The organism is Streptomyces sp. NPDC006368, assembly GCF_040612535.1.
Lineage (GTDB): Bacteria > Actinomycetota > Actinomycetes > Streptomycetales > Streptomycetaceae > Streptomyces.
The window spans coordinates 57142-71975 of the sequence record NZ_JBEXQK010000003.1; the positions used below are offsets into that span (position 1 = coordinate 57142).

At 74.7% G+C, this 14834-nt stretch carries 15 protein-coding genes; 9 read left to right on the plus strand and 6 right to left on the minus strand.

The features are described from left to right. Positions 1 to 12: 12 nt before the first annotated feature. From ABZZ38_RS03830 to lgt, 9 genes are all read left to right on the plus strand, one after another. The gene (locus ABZZ38_RS03830; RefSeq protein WP_356735395.1) at positions 13 to 672 is read left to right on the plus strand and encodes a TIGR02234 family membrane protein; all 660 of its coding nucleotides are present in this window, start codon (positions 13 to 15) and stop codon (positions 670 to 672) included. A gap of 173 nt (positions 673 to 845) precedes the next feature. After that, a complete protein-coding gene (locus ABZZ38_RS03835; RefSeq protein ID WP_356735397.1) occupies positions 846 to 1118 on the plus strand; it encodes an HGxxPAAW family protein in 273 nt (90 codons plus the stop codon). An 82-nt stretch (positions 1119 to 1200) separates the two neighbouring features. Continuing rightward, positions 1201 to 1812 (plus strand): DUF2752 domain-containing protein, encoded by a 612-nt coding sequence (locus tag ABZZ38_RS03840; protein WP_356735399.1) that lies wholly within the window; start codon positions 1201 to 1203, stop codon positions 1810 to 1812. Positions 1813 to 1928: 116 nt separating this feature from the next. After that, on the plus strand, positions 1929 to 2738 hold the full coding sequence (trpC, locus tag ABZZ38_RS03845) for an indole-3-glycerol phosphate synthase TrpC (RefSeq protein ID WP_356735401.1): 810 nt from the start codon (positions 1929 to 1931) through the stop codon (positions 2736 to 2738). Positions 2739 to 2745: 7 nt separating this feature from the next. Further along, positions 2746 to 3042 carry a hypothetical protein gene (locus ABZZ38_RS03850; RefSeq protein ID WP_356735403.1) on the plus strand — a complete coding sequence of 99 codons (297 nt, stop codon included), beginning with the start codon at positions 2746 to 2748 and terminating at the stop codon, positions 3040 to 3042. Positions 3043 to 3252: 210 nt separating this feature from the next. Beyond that, positions 3253 to 4566: a tryptophan synthase subunit beta gene (gene trpB, locus ABZZ38_RS03855; RefSeq protein ID WP_356735405.1), complete on the plus strand. Its 1314-nt coding sequence runs from the start codon at positions 3253 to 3255 to the stop codon at positions 4564 to 4566. Beyond that, on the plus strand, positions 4563 to 5378 hold the full coding sequence (gene trpA, locus ABZZ38_RS03860; protein ID WP_356735407.1) for a tryptophan synthase subunit alpha: 816 nt from the start codon (positions 4563 to 4565) through the stop codon (positions 5376 to 5378). Before trpB ends, trpA begins: the two co-directional genes overlap by 4 nt. A gap of 63 nt (positions 5379 to 5441) precedes the next feature. Continuing rightward, positions 5442 to 6266 (plus strand): thioredoxin domain-containing protein, encoded by an 825-nt coding sequence (locus ABZZ38_RS03865; protein ID WP_356735409.1) that lies wholly within the window; start codon positions 5442 to 5444, stop codon positions 6264 to 6266. A 138-nt stretch (positions 6267 to 6404) separates the two neighbouring features. Continuing rightward, complete coding sequence (gene lgt, locus ABZZ38_RS03870; protein ID WP_356735411.1) at positions 6405 to 7418, plus strand: prolipoprotein diacylglyceryl transferase; 1014 nt, start codon at positions 6405 to 6407, stop codon at positions 7416 to 7418. A gap of 59 nt (positions 7419 to 7477) precedes the next feature. On the opposite strand, the gene ABZZ38_RS03875 is transcribed toward lgt, so the two are convergent. Genes ABZZ38_RS03875 through ABZZ38_RS03900 form a run of 6 tightly spaced genes read right to left on the minus strand, consistent with a single transcriptional unit; the run spans position 7478 to position 14605 of the window. Next, positions 7478 to 8305, minus strand: coding sequence for a CoA ester lyase (locus tag ABZZ38_RS03875; protein ID WP_356735413.1), 828 nt, complete (start codon positions 8303 to 8305; stop codon positions 7478 to 7480). Beyond that, positions 8302 to 9495 carry a CoA transferase gene (locus ABZZ38_RS03880; RefSeq protein WP_356735415.1) on the minus strand — a complete coding sequence of 398 codons (1194 nt, stop codon included), beginning with the start codon at positions 9493 to 9495 and terminating at the stop codon, positions 8302 to 8304. The genes ABZZ38_RS03875 and ABZZ38_RS03880 overlap by 4 nt, the downstream gene beginning before the upstream one ends. Then, positions 9492 to 10376 (minus strand): ribokinase, encoded by an 885-nt coding sequence (gene rbsK, locus ABZZ38_RS03885; protein WP_356735417.1) that lies wholly within the window; start codon positions 10374 to 10376, stop codon positions 9492 to 9494. The genes ABZZ38_RS03880 and rbsK overlap by 4 nt, the downstream gene beginning before the upstream one ends. Continuing rightward, entirely contained in the window at positions 10373 to 12118 is a 1746-nt protein-coding gene (locus ABZZ38_RS03890) for an ADP-ribosylglycohydrolase family protein (protein WP_356735419.1), read from the minus strand. The genes rbsK and ABZZ38_RS03890 overlap by 4 nt, the downstream gene beginning before the upstream one ends. After that, positions 12115 to 13290, minus strand: a complete 1176-nt coding sequence (locus tag ABZZ38_RS03895; protein WP_356735421.1) for an ADP-ribosylglycohydrolase family protein — start codon at positions 13288 to 13290, stop codon at positions 12115 to 12117. Before ABZZ38_RS03895 ends, ABZZ38_RS03890 begins: the two co-directional genes overlap by 4 nt. Beyond that, on the minus strand, positions 13217 to 14605 hold the full coding sequence (locus ABZZ38_RS03900) for an ADP-ribosylglycohydrolase family protein (protein ID WP_356735858.1): 1389 nt from the start codon (positions 14603 to 14605) through the stop codon (positions 13217 to 13219). The genes ABZZ38_RS03895 and ABZZ38_RS03900 overlap by 74 nt, the downstream gene beginning before the upstream one ends. Positions 14606 to 14834: the final 229 nt, after the last annotated feature.

Here is a 14834-nt window from a genome sequence, read left to right on the forward strand (position 1 = left end):
GCGTAAGGGATAGTGGAGTACGTGAGTGCCGCATCCGTACCCCAGCCCCGAGCCACCCGCGCGGACGACGCGACGGCCGCCCCCGGTGGCCGCCGCAGCCTCGCCGCCGCCCTGTTCCTCGGCGCCGTGGGCGCGGCCGTCGTGCTCCTCGCCTCGGGCCGGCCCTGGGCCGAGGGCACGGTCGCGGTCGGCGGCGGCACCGTGTCGCTGGACGCCGAGGGCGGCGACATCACCGGCGTACCCACCGCCCTCGCCATCGTCGGCCTGGCCGCCCTCGTCGCCGTCTTCGCGGTACGCCGCGCGGGCCGCTTCCTCGTCTCGCTGCTGCTCACCCTGAGTGGCGCGGGCGCGGTCGCCGCCGCCTTCCTGGGCGCCTCCGACAGCGCCGCGCTCGACGAGAAGGCCGCGGGCACCACGGGTGACGCCGCGGCCCGGGTCGAGGCGCTCACGCACACCGCCTGGCCCTACGTCACGGCGGCCGGCGCCCTGCTGATCCTGCTCGCCGGGCTGCTGGCGCTGCGCTACGGCAGCGGCTGGCCCGCGATGTCCGGGCGGTACGAGCGCGACGGCAGCCCGCGTGCGCGCGGCGCCCGTCCCGTGGCCGACCCGGACCGGCCCGAGGACCTGTGGAAGGCCCTGGACCGCGGCGAGGACCCCACGGGCGGCGCCTGACCGTCACGGGGCGGGCTGAGGCCGGCCGGGACCCGCGGCGCCGGCAGCGGCCCGGCACGGCGGACCCCCGAGAGTGACCCCGCATCACCCCGCACGCGCGCGTGCGGGACAATGTGGCTGAGCGTCCGCACTCGGCGGGGCCGTACAAGAGCAACATCAACGAGGAGCAATTCATGGCGGGCAGCGACCACGGACACACCCCGGCCGCCTGGACCGGTGTCACCATCTCCTTCATCGGCTTCTGCGTCGCCGGTGCCTTCATGGTGGCGGCCAACCCGCTCGGCTTCTGGGCGGGCATCGCCGTCGTCCTTCTCGGCGGTGTCGTCGGTGCCGGCATGAAGCTCGCCGGCCTCGGCCAGAAGCCGACGCCCGAGCTCGACCGCGCGCGCGAGGAGGCCGCCCGGGCGGACCACACGCCCGAGACGGCTCACGCGGGCGCCCGCTGACCCGCTCGGCACACCGACGACACGGGGCGCGGTCCGGCACGGCCGGGCTGCGCCTTCCCGTATGACCGGCGACAATCCCCGGGTGGACGCCATGCCGACCCCTGCCCCGCGCGACCCGACCCCGCCGCCCCCGGGCCTCCCCGGCGCGTCGTCGTCCGCGCCGTCGGACACAGCCGCCGTGCCGCCCCCGGCACCGGGCGCGCGGCCACCGTCGGGCCCAACGCCCCCGTCCGGCCCGCCCTACGCGCCGGGACCGCCGTACGGCCCCGCCCCGCCGCACGTCCCCGGCCCGCCGCCTCCGCTCGCACGGCGGCTCGCCGCGCCCCTCGGTACCCTCGCCGCGGTCGCGGCGGCCTTCGCGTACGTGGGCGCGGTCGACCCCAATGAACCCGGCCACTATCCGGTGTGCCCCCTGTTGCGCTTCACCGGCCTCAACTGCCCCGGCTGCGGCGGCCTGCGCAGCGCCCACGCTTTCATCCACGGCGACATCGCCACCGCCTTCGGCGCGAACGCCCTCGCCGTCGCCGGCTACTTCCTCTTCGCCGTGGTGATGGTCCTCTGGCTGGTGCGCGCCCTCCGCGGGCTGCCCGTACAGGTCACTCTCGGGGGCGGCTGGTGGTGGTGTTCCGGCGTCCTGGTCACGGCGTTCACGATCGTCCGGAACTTGCCCTTCGGATCCGCACTGGCGCCGTGAAACCCACTGGTCAGCGCGGTGGCACTGGGCGGATGCGGACTCTGGGGCCGCCTGCGGATACCATCGAGGGTGACTGATCCGGCTCCACCATCACCCTCCGGAAGGGGGCCTCTCGCGTGAGTGTGCTCGACGAGATCATCGAGGGCGTGCGCGCCGACCTCGCAGAGCGACAGGCGCGGGTCTCCCTCGACGAGCTCAAGGAGCGGGCGGCGAAGGCGCCCCAGGCCAAGGACGGCGCCGCCGCACTGCGCGGTGACGGCGTCAAGGTCATCTGCGAGGTGAAGCGGTCCAGCCCGTCCAAGGGCGCGCTCGCCGCCATCGCGGACCCGGCCGGTCTCGCCGCGGACTACGAAGCGGGTGGCGCGTCCGTCATCTCCGTCCTGACCGAACAGCGCCGTTTCGGCGGCTCCCTCGCCGACCTGGAGGCCGTTCGCGCCCGGGTCGACATCCCGGTGCTGCGCAAGGACTTCATCGTCACCGCGTACCAGCTGTGGGAGGCCCGGGCGTACGGCGCCGACCTCGCGCTGCTGATCGTCGCCGCGCTGGACCAGCCGGCCCTGGAATCGCTGATCGAGCGGGCCGAGTCCATCGGGCTCACCCCGCTGGTCGAGGTCCACGACGAGGACGAGGTCGAGCGGGCCGTCGAGGCGGGCGCCCGGGTCATCGGCGTCAACGCGCGCGACCTGAAGACCCTCAAGGTCGACCGCTCCACCTTCGAGCGGGTCGGCCCGGAGATCCCCGCGAACATCGTCAAGGTCGCCGAGTCCGGCATCCGAGGCCCGCACGACCTGATCGCGTACGCCAACGCCGGCGCCGACGCGGTGCTCGTCGGCGAGTCGCTCGTCACCGGGCGCGACCCCAAGGCCGCGGTGGCCGACCTGGTCGCCGCCGGCGCCCACCCCGCCCTGAGGCACGGACGGGGCTGACCCCGACATGACCGCCGCCCTCCGCGCGCTCGCCGCGACGCCATACCGCACGCGCCGGACGCACCCGCGTCCGGCGGTGCCGGGCGCCGCCACGCGCGCGTACGGGGCGGTTCTTCTCGCGGACACCGCCACGGCCTCCCGGGACGCGTATGCCCGGCTCGCCCGGGGCTGCCGTCCGCGCGGCTGCCGGGCCCCGGCGCGGCGCGTGCACGGGCGCCGCGTCCGCTACGTCATCGGTGACGAACCGGGCCAGGTCAACGGCATGCGATGGCGCGCGCGCACCGCGCGCCTCCGTCACCGCTAGCCGCCTCCCCGCCCCCGCTGTGTCCGTTCCCCGGACGGCGGCGGGCCCGCGGGCGGCCGTGGACCGCTGCCCGAGGCGCCGGGTTCCCCGTTTCCGCCGACCGGAACAGCTGCCCGCCACGGGTGCGCTCCGGCGGCGGCACGACGTACACCGTGATCACTGTTCACCGAGACATCCGGGGGCGCACACCGCCCCCCGAGGAGCAGTCGCATGCCCAGCGAGTTCTTCATTCCCGACCCCGAGGGTCATGTCCCGAGCGCCGAGGGCTACTTCGGTGCCTACGGCGGCAAGTTCATCCCCGAGGCGCTCGTCGCCGCCGTCGACGAGGTGGCCGTCGAGTACGACAAGGCCAAGAGCGACCCCGCGTTCGCGGCCGAGCTCGACGACCTGCTGGTCCACTACACCGGCCGCCCGAGCGCCCTCACCGAGGTGCCCCGGTTCGCGCGGCACGCGGGCGGCGCCCGCGTCTTCCTCAAGCGCGAGGACCTGAACCACACCGGCTCCCACAAGATCAACAACGTGCTCGGTCAGGCCCTGCTCACCAAGCGCATGGGCAAGACCCGCGTCATCGCCGAGACCGGCGCCGGGCAGCACGGCGTGGCCACCGCCACCGCCTGCGCCCTCTTCGGCCTCGAATGCACCATCTACATGGGCGAGATCGACACCCAGCGCCAGGCCCTGAACGTCGCCCGGATGCGGATGCTCGGCGCCGAGGTCGTCCCGGTCAAGTCCGGCAGCCGCACCCTGAAGGACGCCATCAACGAGGCGTTCCGCGACTGGGTCGCCAATGTGGACCACACGCACTACCTCTTCGGCACGGTGGCGGGCCCGCACCCCTTCCCCGCCATGGTCCGCGACTTCCACCGCGTCATCGGCGTCGAGGCCCGCCGCCAGATCCTGGAGCGGGCCGGCCGGCTGCCCGACGCGGCCGTCGCCTGCGTCGGCGGCGGCTCCAACGCCATCGGCCTGTTCCACGCCTTCATCCCGGACGAGGCCGTACGGCTGGTAGGTTGCGAGCCGGCCGGTCACGGCGTCGAGACCGGCGAGCACGCGGCCACCCTCACCGCCGGTGAGCCCGGCATCCTGCACGGCTCACGCTCGTACGTCCTCCAGGACGACGAGGGCCAGATCACCGAGCCGTACTCGATCTCCGCCGGACTCGACTACCCGGGCATCGGCCCCGAGCACGCGTACCTCAAGGACACCGGTCGCGGCGAGTACCGCGCGGTGACCGACGACGCGGCCATGCAGGCCCTGCGCCTGCTGTCCCGCACGGAGGGCATCATCCCGGCCATCGAATCCGCGCACGCCCTGGCCGGTGCCCTGGAGGTCGGCCGTGAGCTCGGCAAGGACGGCCTGATCATCGTCAACCTGTCCGGCCGCGGCGACAAGGACATGGACACCGCCGCGCGCTACTTCGGGCTGTACGGCACCGACGCCGCCCCGGTCGAGGCCGACGCCTCCGCCGACGACGGCGCGGCCGAGATCCAGATGGACACCGAGATCCAGGGGGGCACCAAGTGAGCGGCAACATCCAACTCCTGAACGACACCCTGGAGCGGGCCGGGGCGGAGAAGCGGGCCGCCCTCATCGCCTACCTCCCGGCCGGGTTCCCCACCGTCGACGGCGGGATCGAGGCAGTCAAGGCCGTCCTCGACGGTGGCGCCGACATCGTCGAGGTCGGACTGCCGCACAGCGACCCGGTCCTGGACGGCCCCGTCATCCAGACCGCCGACGACATCGCGCTCCGCGGCGGCGTGAGGATCGCCGACGTGATGCGCACCGTCCGCGAGGCCCACGAGGCCACGGGGAAGCCGGTGCTGGTGATGACGTACTGGAACCCCATCGACCGGTACGGCATCGAGCGCTTCACCACCGAGCTGGCCGAGGCGGGCGGCGCCGGCTGCATCCTGCCCGACCTGCCGGTCCAGGAGTCCGCGGTGTGGCGCGAGCACGCCGACAAGCAGGGCCTCGCCACCGTCTTCGTCGTCGCGCCGAGCAGCAAGGACGAGCGGCTGGCCACCATCACGCGCGCGGGGTCGGGTTTCGTGTACGCCGCGTCCCTGATGGGCGTCACCGGCACCCGCGCCTCGGTCGGCGCGCAGGCCGCCGACCTGGTGCGGCGCACCCGCGCCACCACCGACCTGCCGGTCTGCGTCGGCCTCGGCGTGTCGAACGCCGAACAGGCCGCCGAGGTCGCCGGCTTCGCCGACGGCGTCATCGTCGGCTCGGCCTTCGTCAAGCGGATGCTCGACGCCGACGACCACGCGGCCGGTATCGAGGCCGTACGGGAACTGGCGGGCGAACTCGCGCGAGGAGTGCGGCGGGTTTCGTAGCTCGTACGGGTGGATCCGGACCGGGGAGGCGCGCCCGCGCCTCCCCGGTTCGTTGCTGTGGGCGTGAGCGAGAAGAACAGTGCAGGCAAGCGGAGCGCGCGCGAACGGCTCCAGAACGAACGCGAGCAGCAGAAGGCCCGGGAGCGGCGCAGGCGCACGCTGCTGGTGTCCGCGGCCGTCGTCGGAGTGCTCGGGCTCGCCGCGGTGGTGGGGATCATCGCCGCGAACACCGGCGGCGAGAGCGACAGCTCCGACTCCGCGCCCGTCGCGGCTCCCACGGGCGCCGGGGGCGAGGACCGGCTGAGCATCCCCGTCGGCGCCCCCGACGCGCCCTCCACCCTCACGGTGTGGGAGGACTTCCGCTGCCCGGCCTGCGCGCAGTTCGAGAACGCCTTCCGGGACACCATCCACGAGCTGACCGAGTCCGGACAGATCAAGGTCGAGTACCACCTGGCCACGATCATCGACGGGAACATGGGCGGCAGCGGCTCGCTCAACGCGGCGAACGCCGCGGCGTGCGCCCAGGACGCCGGCGCGTTCGTGCCGTACCACGACGTGCTCTTCGAGAACCAGCCCCCGGAGCCGGACGACGCCTACGCCAAGGACGGCAAACTCCTCGAACTGGCGGGGAAGGTGAAGGGGCTGGACACACCCGCCTTCCGCGGCTGTGTGACCGAGGGCAGGCACGACAGCTGGGTGAACAAGTCGAACGAGGCCTTCCGCAGCGGCGACTTCCGCGGGACGCCGACCGTGCTGCTCAACGGGGAATCGGTCTTCCCGACCAAGGGCAGCGAGCAGATCTCCCCGGACAACCTGAAGAAGTGGGTGACCGAGGCGAACAAGGGCAAGAAGCCGGGCACGGCCTCGCCGTCACCCGCGAAAAGCTGATCCCGGCCGGGCCCACCGCCCGCCGCCCACCGCCCACCGCCGACGCGGCCCCCGGCCCGTCGGCCGTCGGCTTGTTATGCAGTCTTTGCCGGGTGGATTGCCCGGTGTCCCGCCCGGCACGGTAGCGTCGGTCCTGCCATGGACCTTGCCTACATTCCCAGCCCGTCGACCGGCGTGATCCACCTCGGACCGCTCCCGCTGCGCGGCTATGCCTTCTGCATCATCATCGGTGTCTTCGCCGCCGTCTGGTACGGCAACAAGCGCTGGATCGCCCGGGGCGGCAAAGCCGGCACCGTGGCGGACATCGCCGTCTGGGCGGTGCCCTTCGGTCTCATCGGCGGCCGTCTCTACCACGTCATCACCGACTACCAGCTGTACTTCAGCGAGGGTGAGGACTGGGTCGACGCCTTCAAGATCTGGGAGGGCGGCCTCGGCATCTGGGGCGCGATCGCGCTCGGCGCGGTCGGTGCCTGGATCGGGTGCCGCCGCCGCGGCATCCCGCTGCCGGCGTACGCGGACGCCATCGCGCCCGGCATCGCCTTCGCGCAGGCCATCGGCCGCTGGGGCAACTGGTTCAACCAGGAGCTGTACGGCAGGCCGACCGACCTGCCGTGGGCGCTGGAAATCTCCGAGAGCGTGAACCGCGAGGCCGGGCTGTACCACCCGACGTTCCTCTACGAGTCGCTGTGGTGCGTGGGCGTCGCCCTGCTGGTGATCTGGGCGGACCGCCGGTTCACGCTGGGGCACGGCCGGGCGTTCGCGCTGTACGTCGCGGCGTACTGCGCGGGGCGCGGCTGGATCGAGTACATGCGCGTCGACGAGGCGCACCACATTCTCGGCGTCCGGCTCAATGTGTGGACCGCGATCCTGGTCTTCCTGGCGGCTGTCGTGTACATCGTGATCTCGTCGCGGGTCCGGCCGGGGCGTGAGCAGGTCGTGGAACCGGCGGCGGTCACCGGGGCCGGCGGCGCCCAGGACGCCGAGGGTGGCGCCGAGCCCGCCGATGAGGCGCCGGCCAGCGAATCGTCCGCCGGATCATCCGCCGCGACGAAGAAGGCGCCGAAGTCACCGAAGGTCTGGACGCGGAAGCCTTCCAAGGCCGACACGGTGGCGAAGCCGGACGCGCAGGCCGAGTCCGCCGAGCAGCACTGACGCACCGAGCCGACGAGGCGGGCGCCGGAACCGGGAGGTTCCGGCGCCCGCCTCGTGCGTCAGCCGCGCCGGGTCAGGGCCAGGGTGCGGTGGGCCGCCGCGACGATCGCCGCGTCGACGAAACGCCCGTCCGGCAGGGCCAGGGCGCCCGTGCCGGCTTCCGCGGCCTCGACGACCTCCTCCGCCGCCGCGACCTCCTCGGGGGTGGGGAGGTAGGCCCGCTCGATGACCGGGAGCTGGCGCGGGTGGATCGCCGCGCGGCCCAGAAAGCCCAGCGCCCGGCCGTGGGCACAGGATGCCGCGAGACCGTCGAGGTCGCGGATGTCCGGGTGGATCGACTGGGTGGGCGGCGGCAGTCCGGCGGCGCGGGCGGCGACCACGACGCGGCTGCGTGACCAGTCGAGGCCGCTGTCGTCGCGTACACCCAGATCGGCACGGAGGTCGGCCTCGCCGATGGTGATCCCGCGGACGGCGGGATGGGCGGTGGCGATGGCGTGCGCCCGCTCGACGGCGAGCGCGGATTCCAGCACGGCGTGGAGCGGGAGGCCGGGGGCGAGGGACGCGATCCGCTGGATGTCAGTGCCGTGTGTCACCTTGGGGATACGGAGAGCGGCGAGGCCGGGGAGCGAGGCCAGTGCCGTGATCGCTGTGTTGTCGTGCGCGGTGTCATGCGGACCGGGGAGGCGGACATGGATGGGTACGGGGTGGGGCGAGGCGAGGAGTTCGACGGTGGCGGCCAGGGCGTACTCCCTGCGGTGGGGGGCCACCGCGTCCTCGAGGTCGACGATCACCACGTCGGCGCCGGACCGCAGGGCCTTGGCCACCACGTCAGGGCGGTCCCCGGGGGCGTACAGCCAGGTCAGTGGGGTGGCGGGCGCGGGTCTCACAGGGCGCCCCCGGCGCGCAGGGCGGTGATCTCGGCCGGGGCCAGGCCGAGTTCGGTGAGGACGGCGTCGGTGTCGGCGCCGTGCGGGCGGCCGGACCAGCGGATGGAGCCGGGGGTTTCGGAGAGGCGGAAGAGGACGTTCTGCATACGGATCGTGCCGAGCTCGGGGTCCGGGACGTCGGTGAGGGTGCCCAGGGCCTGGTACTGGGGGTCCTCGACGACGTCGCGGATGTCGTAGATCGGCGCGATCGCCGCCTCGGCCTTCTCGAACGCGGCCATGGCCTCGTCGCGGGTGTGCCGGGCGATCCAGGCGCCGACCGCCTCGTCCAGCACGTCGGCGTGTTCGGCGCGGGTCGTGCCCTCGGCGAACCACGGCTCGTCGATCAGGTCCGGGCGGCCGACGAGACGCATCACGCGCTCCGCGATCGACTGGGCGGAGGTGGAGACGGCGAGCCACTTCCCGTCGGCCGTGCGGTACGTGTTGCGGGGGGCGTTGTTGCGGGAGCGGTTGCCGGTGCGGGGCTGGACGTAGCCGAGCTGGTCGTACCAGAGGGGTTGCGGGCCGAGCACGGTGAGGATCGGTTCGATGATCGCCATGTCGACGACCTGGCCGCGGCCGGTGGCGGTGCGGGCGTGGAGGGCGGTCATCACGGCGTAGGAGGTGGCCAGGGCCGCGATGGAGTCGGCGAGACCGAAGGGGGGAAGCGTGGGCGGTCCGTCCGGTTCGCCGGTGATGGCGGCGAAGCCGCTCATCGCCTCGGCGAGGGTGCCGAAGCCGGGGCGGCGGGAGTACGGGCCGAACTGGCCGAAGCCGGTGACGCGGGCGAGCACCAACCGGTCGTTGGCGCGGGAGAGTTCGGGCCACCCCAGGCCCCACCGCTCCAGGGTGCCGGGGCGGAAGTTCTCGATGACCACGTCGGCGGTGACGGCGAGACGCAGCAGGGTGTCCCGGCCGCCGGGTGTGGACAGGTCGAGCGTGATGGTGCGCTTGTTGCGGCCGAGCAGCTTCCACCACAGGCCGACCCCGTCCTTGGCGGGGCCGTGGCCACGGGACGGGTCGGGCTTGCGGGGATGTTCGACCTTGATGACGTCGGCGCCGAAGTCGCCGAGCATGGTCGCCGCCAGCGGGCCGGCGAAGAGGGTCGCGAGGTCCAGGACGCGGAGCCCCCGGAGGGGAGGTGCGGTGGTCATAGGGCGTCGATCTCCGAGCGGTACGGCATCGAGGAGGAGGCGCCGGGGCGTTGGACGGACAGCGCCGCGGCGGATGAGGCCCAGGTGAGGGCGTCCGGTACGGGCCGGCCTTCGCCCAGCGCGACGGCCAGCGCGCCGACGAAGGTGTCGCCGGCCGCGGTGGTGTCGACGGCCCGGACGCGCGGGGCGGGGACGGCGACCGGGTCCGCGCCGCGGGTGGCGTGGAGGGAACCGGATCCGCCGAGGGTGATCACCACCTCGGGGACGTGCCGCAGGAGTTCCTCGGCGGCGGCGTGGGGTTCGGCGCGACCGGTGAGCGCAGCGGCCTCGTGCTCGTTGGGCACCAGGAGGTCGGTGGCCGCGAGGAGTGCGGGGGGCAGCGGCTGCGCCGGGGCGGGGGTGAGGATCGTACGGACGCCGTGGCGGCGGGCCGCTTCCGCGCCGGCGATGACGGCGGAGAGGGGGAGTTCGAGTTGGAGGAGCAGGGCGTGCGCGGTGGCGATGAGTGTTTCGTCACCCGGGGAGAGGGAGGTGACGGTGCCGTTCGCGCCGGGGATGACCACGATGGCGTTCCGGCCCTCGTCGTCGACGACGATATGGGCGGTTCCGGAGGGCCCTTCGACAGTGCGGAGGAGGTCGGTGTCGATACCCGCGCTGTCCAGGCCGGCGCGCAGCCGGGCGCCGAAGTCGTCGGAGCCGACGGCGCCGATCATCGACACCTGAGCGCCCGCGCGGGCGGCGGCGACGGCCTGGTTGGCGCCCTTGCCGCCGGGGATCGTGCGGAACTCCCGTCCCGTGACGGTCTCGCCCAGCTTGGGGGCCCGGCTCGCATAGGCGACGAGGTCCATGTTGGTGCTGCCGAGCACCGCGATATGGGTCATGGCCGGTGTGCCTCCTGGTCGACGAGGTCGTGGGTGAGGTCGGCGAGGGCGTCGAAGCCGATGCCGTCGAAGCGGTGGACGGACGTGGTGAGCCGGTTCTTGAGGGGGGAGGTCCAGCGGTCCGGGATCCGCTCCGGGCGACCGGCGAGGAGCCCGGCGACGGAACCGGCCGTGGCGCCGTTCGAGTCGGTGTCCCATCCTCCCGAGACGGCCCGGCAGATGGAGAGGGTGAAGTCACCGTCGGCGTGGGTGAGGGCGGCGGAGAGGAGGGCGGCGTTCGGGACGGCGTGTACCCAGTGGTAGGCGCCGTAGGCGGTGTGGAGACGGTCGACGACCGTGTCGAAGCCGGCGCGGGCGTGGACGCGTGCCGTGGCGATGCCGAAGCGGGCCGCCCGTGCCAGGCGGGAGTCCGGCGGGACGACGGTGAGGCCGGCGGCCAGTGACTGGTGGACGTCGGCGGCGCCGGACGCCGCGGTCGCGACGACGGCGGCGACGAACATCGCCCCGTACACCCCGTTCGCGGTGTGCGTGAGGGTGGCGTCCCGGTGGGCCTGTTCGGCCGCGGCGGCCGGGTCGCCGGGGTGGGTCCAGCCGTGGACGTCGGCGCGGATCTGGGCGCCGATCCATTCGCGGAACGGGTTGCGGTGGGTGGCGGTGAGCGGGGGTTCGAGGCCGGAGAGGAGGTTGCGGTAGGCGACGCGTTCGGCGGTGAAGGCGCGGCCCGCCGGGAGTTCGTCCAGCCACAGCCGGGCCACGTCGGCGGTGCTGAAGCCGTGGCCGTACCGCTGGAGGAGCAGCAGGTTGAGCAGGGGGTAGTTGAGGTCGTCGTCCTCGGGCATGCCGTCGATGTTCTCGGCCAGTGAGGTGGGCGCGGACCGGCGGTTCCACGGGTGGGCCGCGGCGAGGGCCGGGGGCAGGCCCTTGGAGGTGAACCAGGTGGTGAGGGGCCAGTTGCCGGTGGCGCGGGCCAGGGCGCGGATGGCGGAGAGGGGGAGCTTCTCGACGGGCTTGCCGAGCAGGCAGCCGGCCGCGCGGCCGAGCCAGGCGGCGTGCAGCCGCCGGCGCAGCCCGGGTGCGAGGGGGAACACCGCGGGGACCGGCGCGGTCGGCGGTGCCGGGCTCGGGCCGGCCGGACGGGCGGTCGCCGATGCCGCGCGCGCGGGCGGGTGGAGCGGCGAGCGGGAGGGGCCCGCGTGCGCGGTGCCTCCCGTCGCCGGGGCGGTGCCGCCGTCGGTGGGGTGGTGGCCGGGCGGGGGTGTGTCCGGGGCGGGGCGGTGCGGTGCGGCCGTGGTCGGGTGGCCGGCGGCGCGACCGGTGGAGGGAGCGGGGGTGTCGTCGGTGGGGTGGCGTGTGCCCGGTGCCGGGCGGCCCGGGGGCGCGGCGCGCTCCTGGTCGGCGTGACCCGTGCTCGGGGCCGCCCGGCGCGGGAAGGCGGCGCGCTCCTCGCCGGGTGGCGTGGGCCAGTGGGGGCAGGCGCGTTTGATCTGTGGGAGGGAGGTGGGTTCGGCGGGGGACAACGGGCTGGGCAGGGCGGCCAGTTCGTCGAGGAGGCGCTCCGCGAGGGCGCGCAGATGCGGGGGCGCCGGGCTGCTCGACGCGCCCGCCGCCGCAGGCGCGGGGGCGCCGCCGGCTGCCCGCCAGCGTGCCGCGACGGCCGAGGCGTTGCGGCCGTCCTCCGTGGCCTGTCGCAGTTCGTGGCCGATCAGGTCCTCCGGCTGGACCCAGGTCAGCCGCACGTTCACGGGGTCACCCCGGGGCGGGGGGAGAGGAGGATGAACGCCGTCTCGTGGACGCGGCGCCGTTCGGTGTCCCGCATGAAGATCTCCCGGGTGACCTCCGCCAGCACCGCCGCGGGGGCGTGCAGGTCGAGGCGGCTGGCTTCGGCGACCTGCTTCGCCCACATGGCGGGGATCGCCGCCTCGCCGTGCAGCGCGCCCACGATCGCGCCCGCCATGGTGGCGATCGAGTCACAGTCCCGACCGTAGTTGACCGCGCCCAGCACCGTACGGCGGTAGTCGCCCTCACCGACCAGCAGCATGCCGAGGGCGACGGGGAGTTCCTCGATCGAGTGCAACCGGGACGGGCGGCGCGCCGCCAGGGACGGGGAGCGGTAGTCCGGGCCGACCGTGTCGAAGGGGGCGACCGCCTCGCGCAGGGGCCGCAGCGCGGACTCGAAGTCCGTGTGGCGGACGGCGACTTCGGCCACCGCCTCGATCGCCGCGCGGGTGCCGTCCTTGGCGAGCTGAAGCGCCGTGTCGACGACCGTGGTGGGGGTCGCCGTCGGGCGGCACGCCTCCGCGACCGCCGCGGCGAACACACCGGCCGCCTCCCGGCCGTAGGACGACTGGTGGGCGCCGGCGATGTCGAGGGCCTCGGCGTACGCGGCTTCCGGATGGGCGGCGTTGACGAGGCCGACGGGCGCCATGTACATCGCGGCCCCGCAGTTGACGATGTTCCCGGTGCCCGCCTCGCGCGGGTCGACATGGCCGTAGTGGAGGCGCGCCACCAGCCACTTCTCGGCGAGGAAGATCCGCTGGAGGGGCAGCGCCTCGGCTTCGAGCTCGGGGATCCAGCGGGGGGTGGAGATCAGGTCAGGTACGAGATGGTCGGCGACGGCGTACGCGTCGAGGTGGTCGCGGACCGTGTCGTACACCCGGATCAGCGCGTGCGTCATCAGGGTGTCGTCGGTGACGTGTCCGTCGCCCTTGTGGTACGGGGCGAGGGGGCGGGCGGTGCGCCAGGCGTCGCCGTTCCAGGGGCCGACGATGCCGGTGACGCGGCCGAAGTGGCGTTCGGCGATCTGCTCGGGGGAGTAACCCTCGACCGGACCGCCGAGCGCGTCACCGACGGCCGCTCCGATGAGGCTGCCGGTGATCCGGTCCTCGAGGGTGACGGGTGTGGAGGTGGTCGTCATGTCGGAATTGTCCACCCGCGGTGTTGAGTTCCGTGTGCGCGAGCCGCTCGGCGAGTTCCACCAGATCCGTGCCCGCGAGGCGGGGCAGCGCACAGCCGGCGAGGGTGCGGCAGGCGTCGCGCCAGGTGGCGGGCACGCCGTCACCCCCGCCGATCGCTCCCGTCAGCGCGCCGGCGAGCGCGGGCGCGGAGTCGGCCACCCGGGACAGGCAGGCGGCGGCCGGTACCGCCTCGGTCACCGTGCCCCGGGCCGCCATGGCGAGTGCGAGGGCCACCGGGACCGTCTCGGCGGCGGCGATGCCGTAGCTGTAGACATGGTCGACGATCTGGTGCTCGAGCAGCGGGACGAGCTCGAAGGCGCTCCCGGCGTCGAGGGCCAGTGCGGTGGCGTGCCGGGCGTTGCGGCCGATCTCGGTGGCGGGCGGCAGCTGGTCGAGCGCGGCGTCCACGGCGTCGTCGACCGGTGCGCCGCCCAGAGCCGCGGCGACCGCGGCGGCCATGGCGCGGGCGCCGTGGACCCCGTCGCCGTCCTGGGTGTAGCGGGCGTCGAACTCGGCCAGCTCGGCGGCGGCGCGCGGGTCGCCGGGGTGGGCGACGGCGAGGACGGTGGCGCGGACGCAGGCGGCGTCGTCGAAGTAGTGCGGGTTGTCGTGGCCGGTCGCCGGTGGGCGCAGTCCGGTGGCGAGGTTGCCGAGCCCTGCCCGGACCGAGATCCGGGCGCGCAGGGGCAGGACGGCCGACTCGACCTCCGGGGCGCGGTCCGCCGCGGCGGCGATCTCGGCGGCGAGGGAGTTCCAGGCCAGGTCGACGGCCGCGCACATGCGGCGTGAGGCGGGCAGCGGCCGGAGGAGCTCGCCCGCGGCGGTGAGCAGCGTCTCGGCCGTGAAGACCGCCCATTCCGCGTCGTCGGAGGGGCCGAGGCGGAGGGGTTCGGGGGGCTGGTTGAGGGCGATGGGGACGGGGAGGGTCGTCGTGGCGTTCTGCTCGGCGAAGGTGTCGAGCTCGCGGGTGAGGCGCCGGGTCCACTCGGGCATGCGGGCGGCGCGGTGGCGGGCGGCGGGCCACCCGGCGGCGTCACCGGCGGCCAGACCGAGGAGGAGGCCCTCGATACGGCGGGGCGCGTGGGGCCGGGCGCCGACCGGCGCGGCGTGGGCGGTCGTTGCCCCTTCCCGGTCGCCGCCCCCATCCCGGTCGCCGTCCCCGTCCCGGTCGCCGCCCCCGTCCCCGTTCCCGTTCCCGTCCCTCCCCGCATCCGTGGCCGGCTCCCCCGCCCCCCGGCCCCGGGCGCCCGGCCCGCGGACCGGGCGGGTGAGCACCCGCGTGCCGGCGCCCGGAGAGGGCGGGGGCTCGCACGGGGTGGCCCCGTGGAGGGCTCCGGGCGGCACGGGGGAGACCACGGGGGCGGTGGTGGTGAGCGGCCCCGCTGCGGGGGTATCCCCGCCCCCCGGGGCCCGGCCCCCGAACACGCGGGCGCCCTCGTCCGCGCGAGCCGGGGCCCTGACCTGGTGGGTCTCCTCGTCCGTCAGGGGCGGCTCCCCCGGGTTC

What these genes read in the sequence shown, in the direction of transcription:
- ABZZ38_RS03835 (WP_356735397.1), top strand. Translation starts at nt 846, where the DNA reads ATGGCGGGCAGCGACCACGGACACACCCCGGCCGCCTGGACCGGTGTC.
- ABZZ38_RS03850 (WP_356735403.1), top strand. Translation starts at nt 2,746, where the DNA reads ATGACCGCCGCCCTCCGCGCGCTCGCCGCGACGCCATACCGCACGCGC.
- trpB (WP_356735405.1), top strand. Translation starts at nt 3,253, where the DNA reads ATGCCCAGCGAGTTCTTCATTCCCGACCCCGAGGGTCATGTCCCGAGC.
- lgt (WP_356735411.1), top strand. Translation starts at nt 6,405, where the DNA reads ATGGACCTTGCCTACATTCCCAGCCCGTCGACCGGCGTGATCCACCTC.
- ABZZ38_RS03880 (WP_356735415.1), bottom strand. Translation starts at nt 9,495, where the DNA reads ATGACCACCGCACCTCCCCTCCGGGGGCTCCGCGTCCTGGACCTCGCG.
- rbsK (WP_356735417.1), bottom strand. Translation starts at nt 10,376, where the DNA reads ATGACCCATATCGCGGTGCTCGGCAGCACCAACATGGACCTCGTCGCC.
- ABZZ38_RS03895 (WP_356735421.1), bottom strand. Translation starts at nt 13,290, where the DNA reads ATGACGACCACCTCCACACCCGTCACCCTCGAGGACCGGATCACCGGC.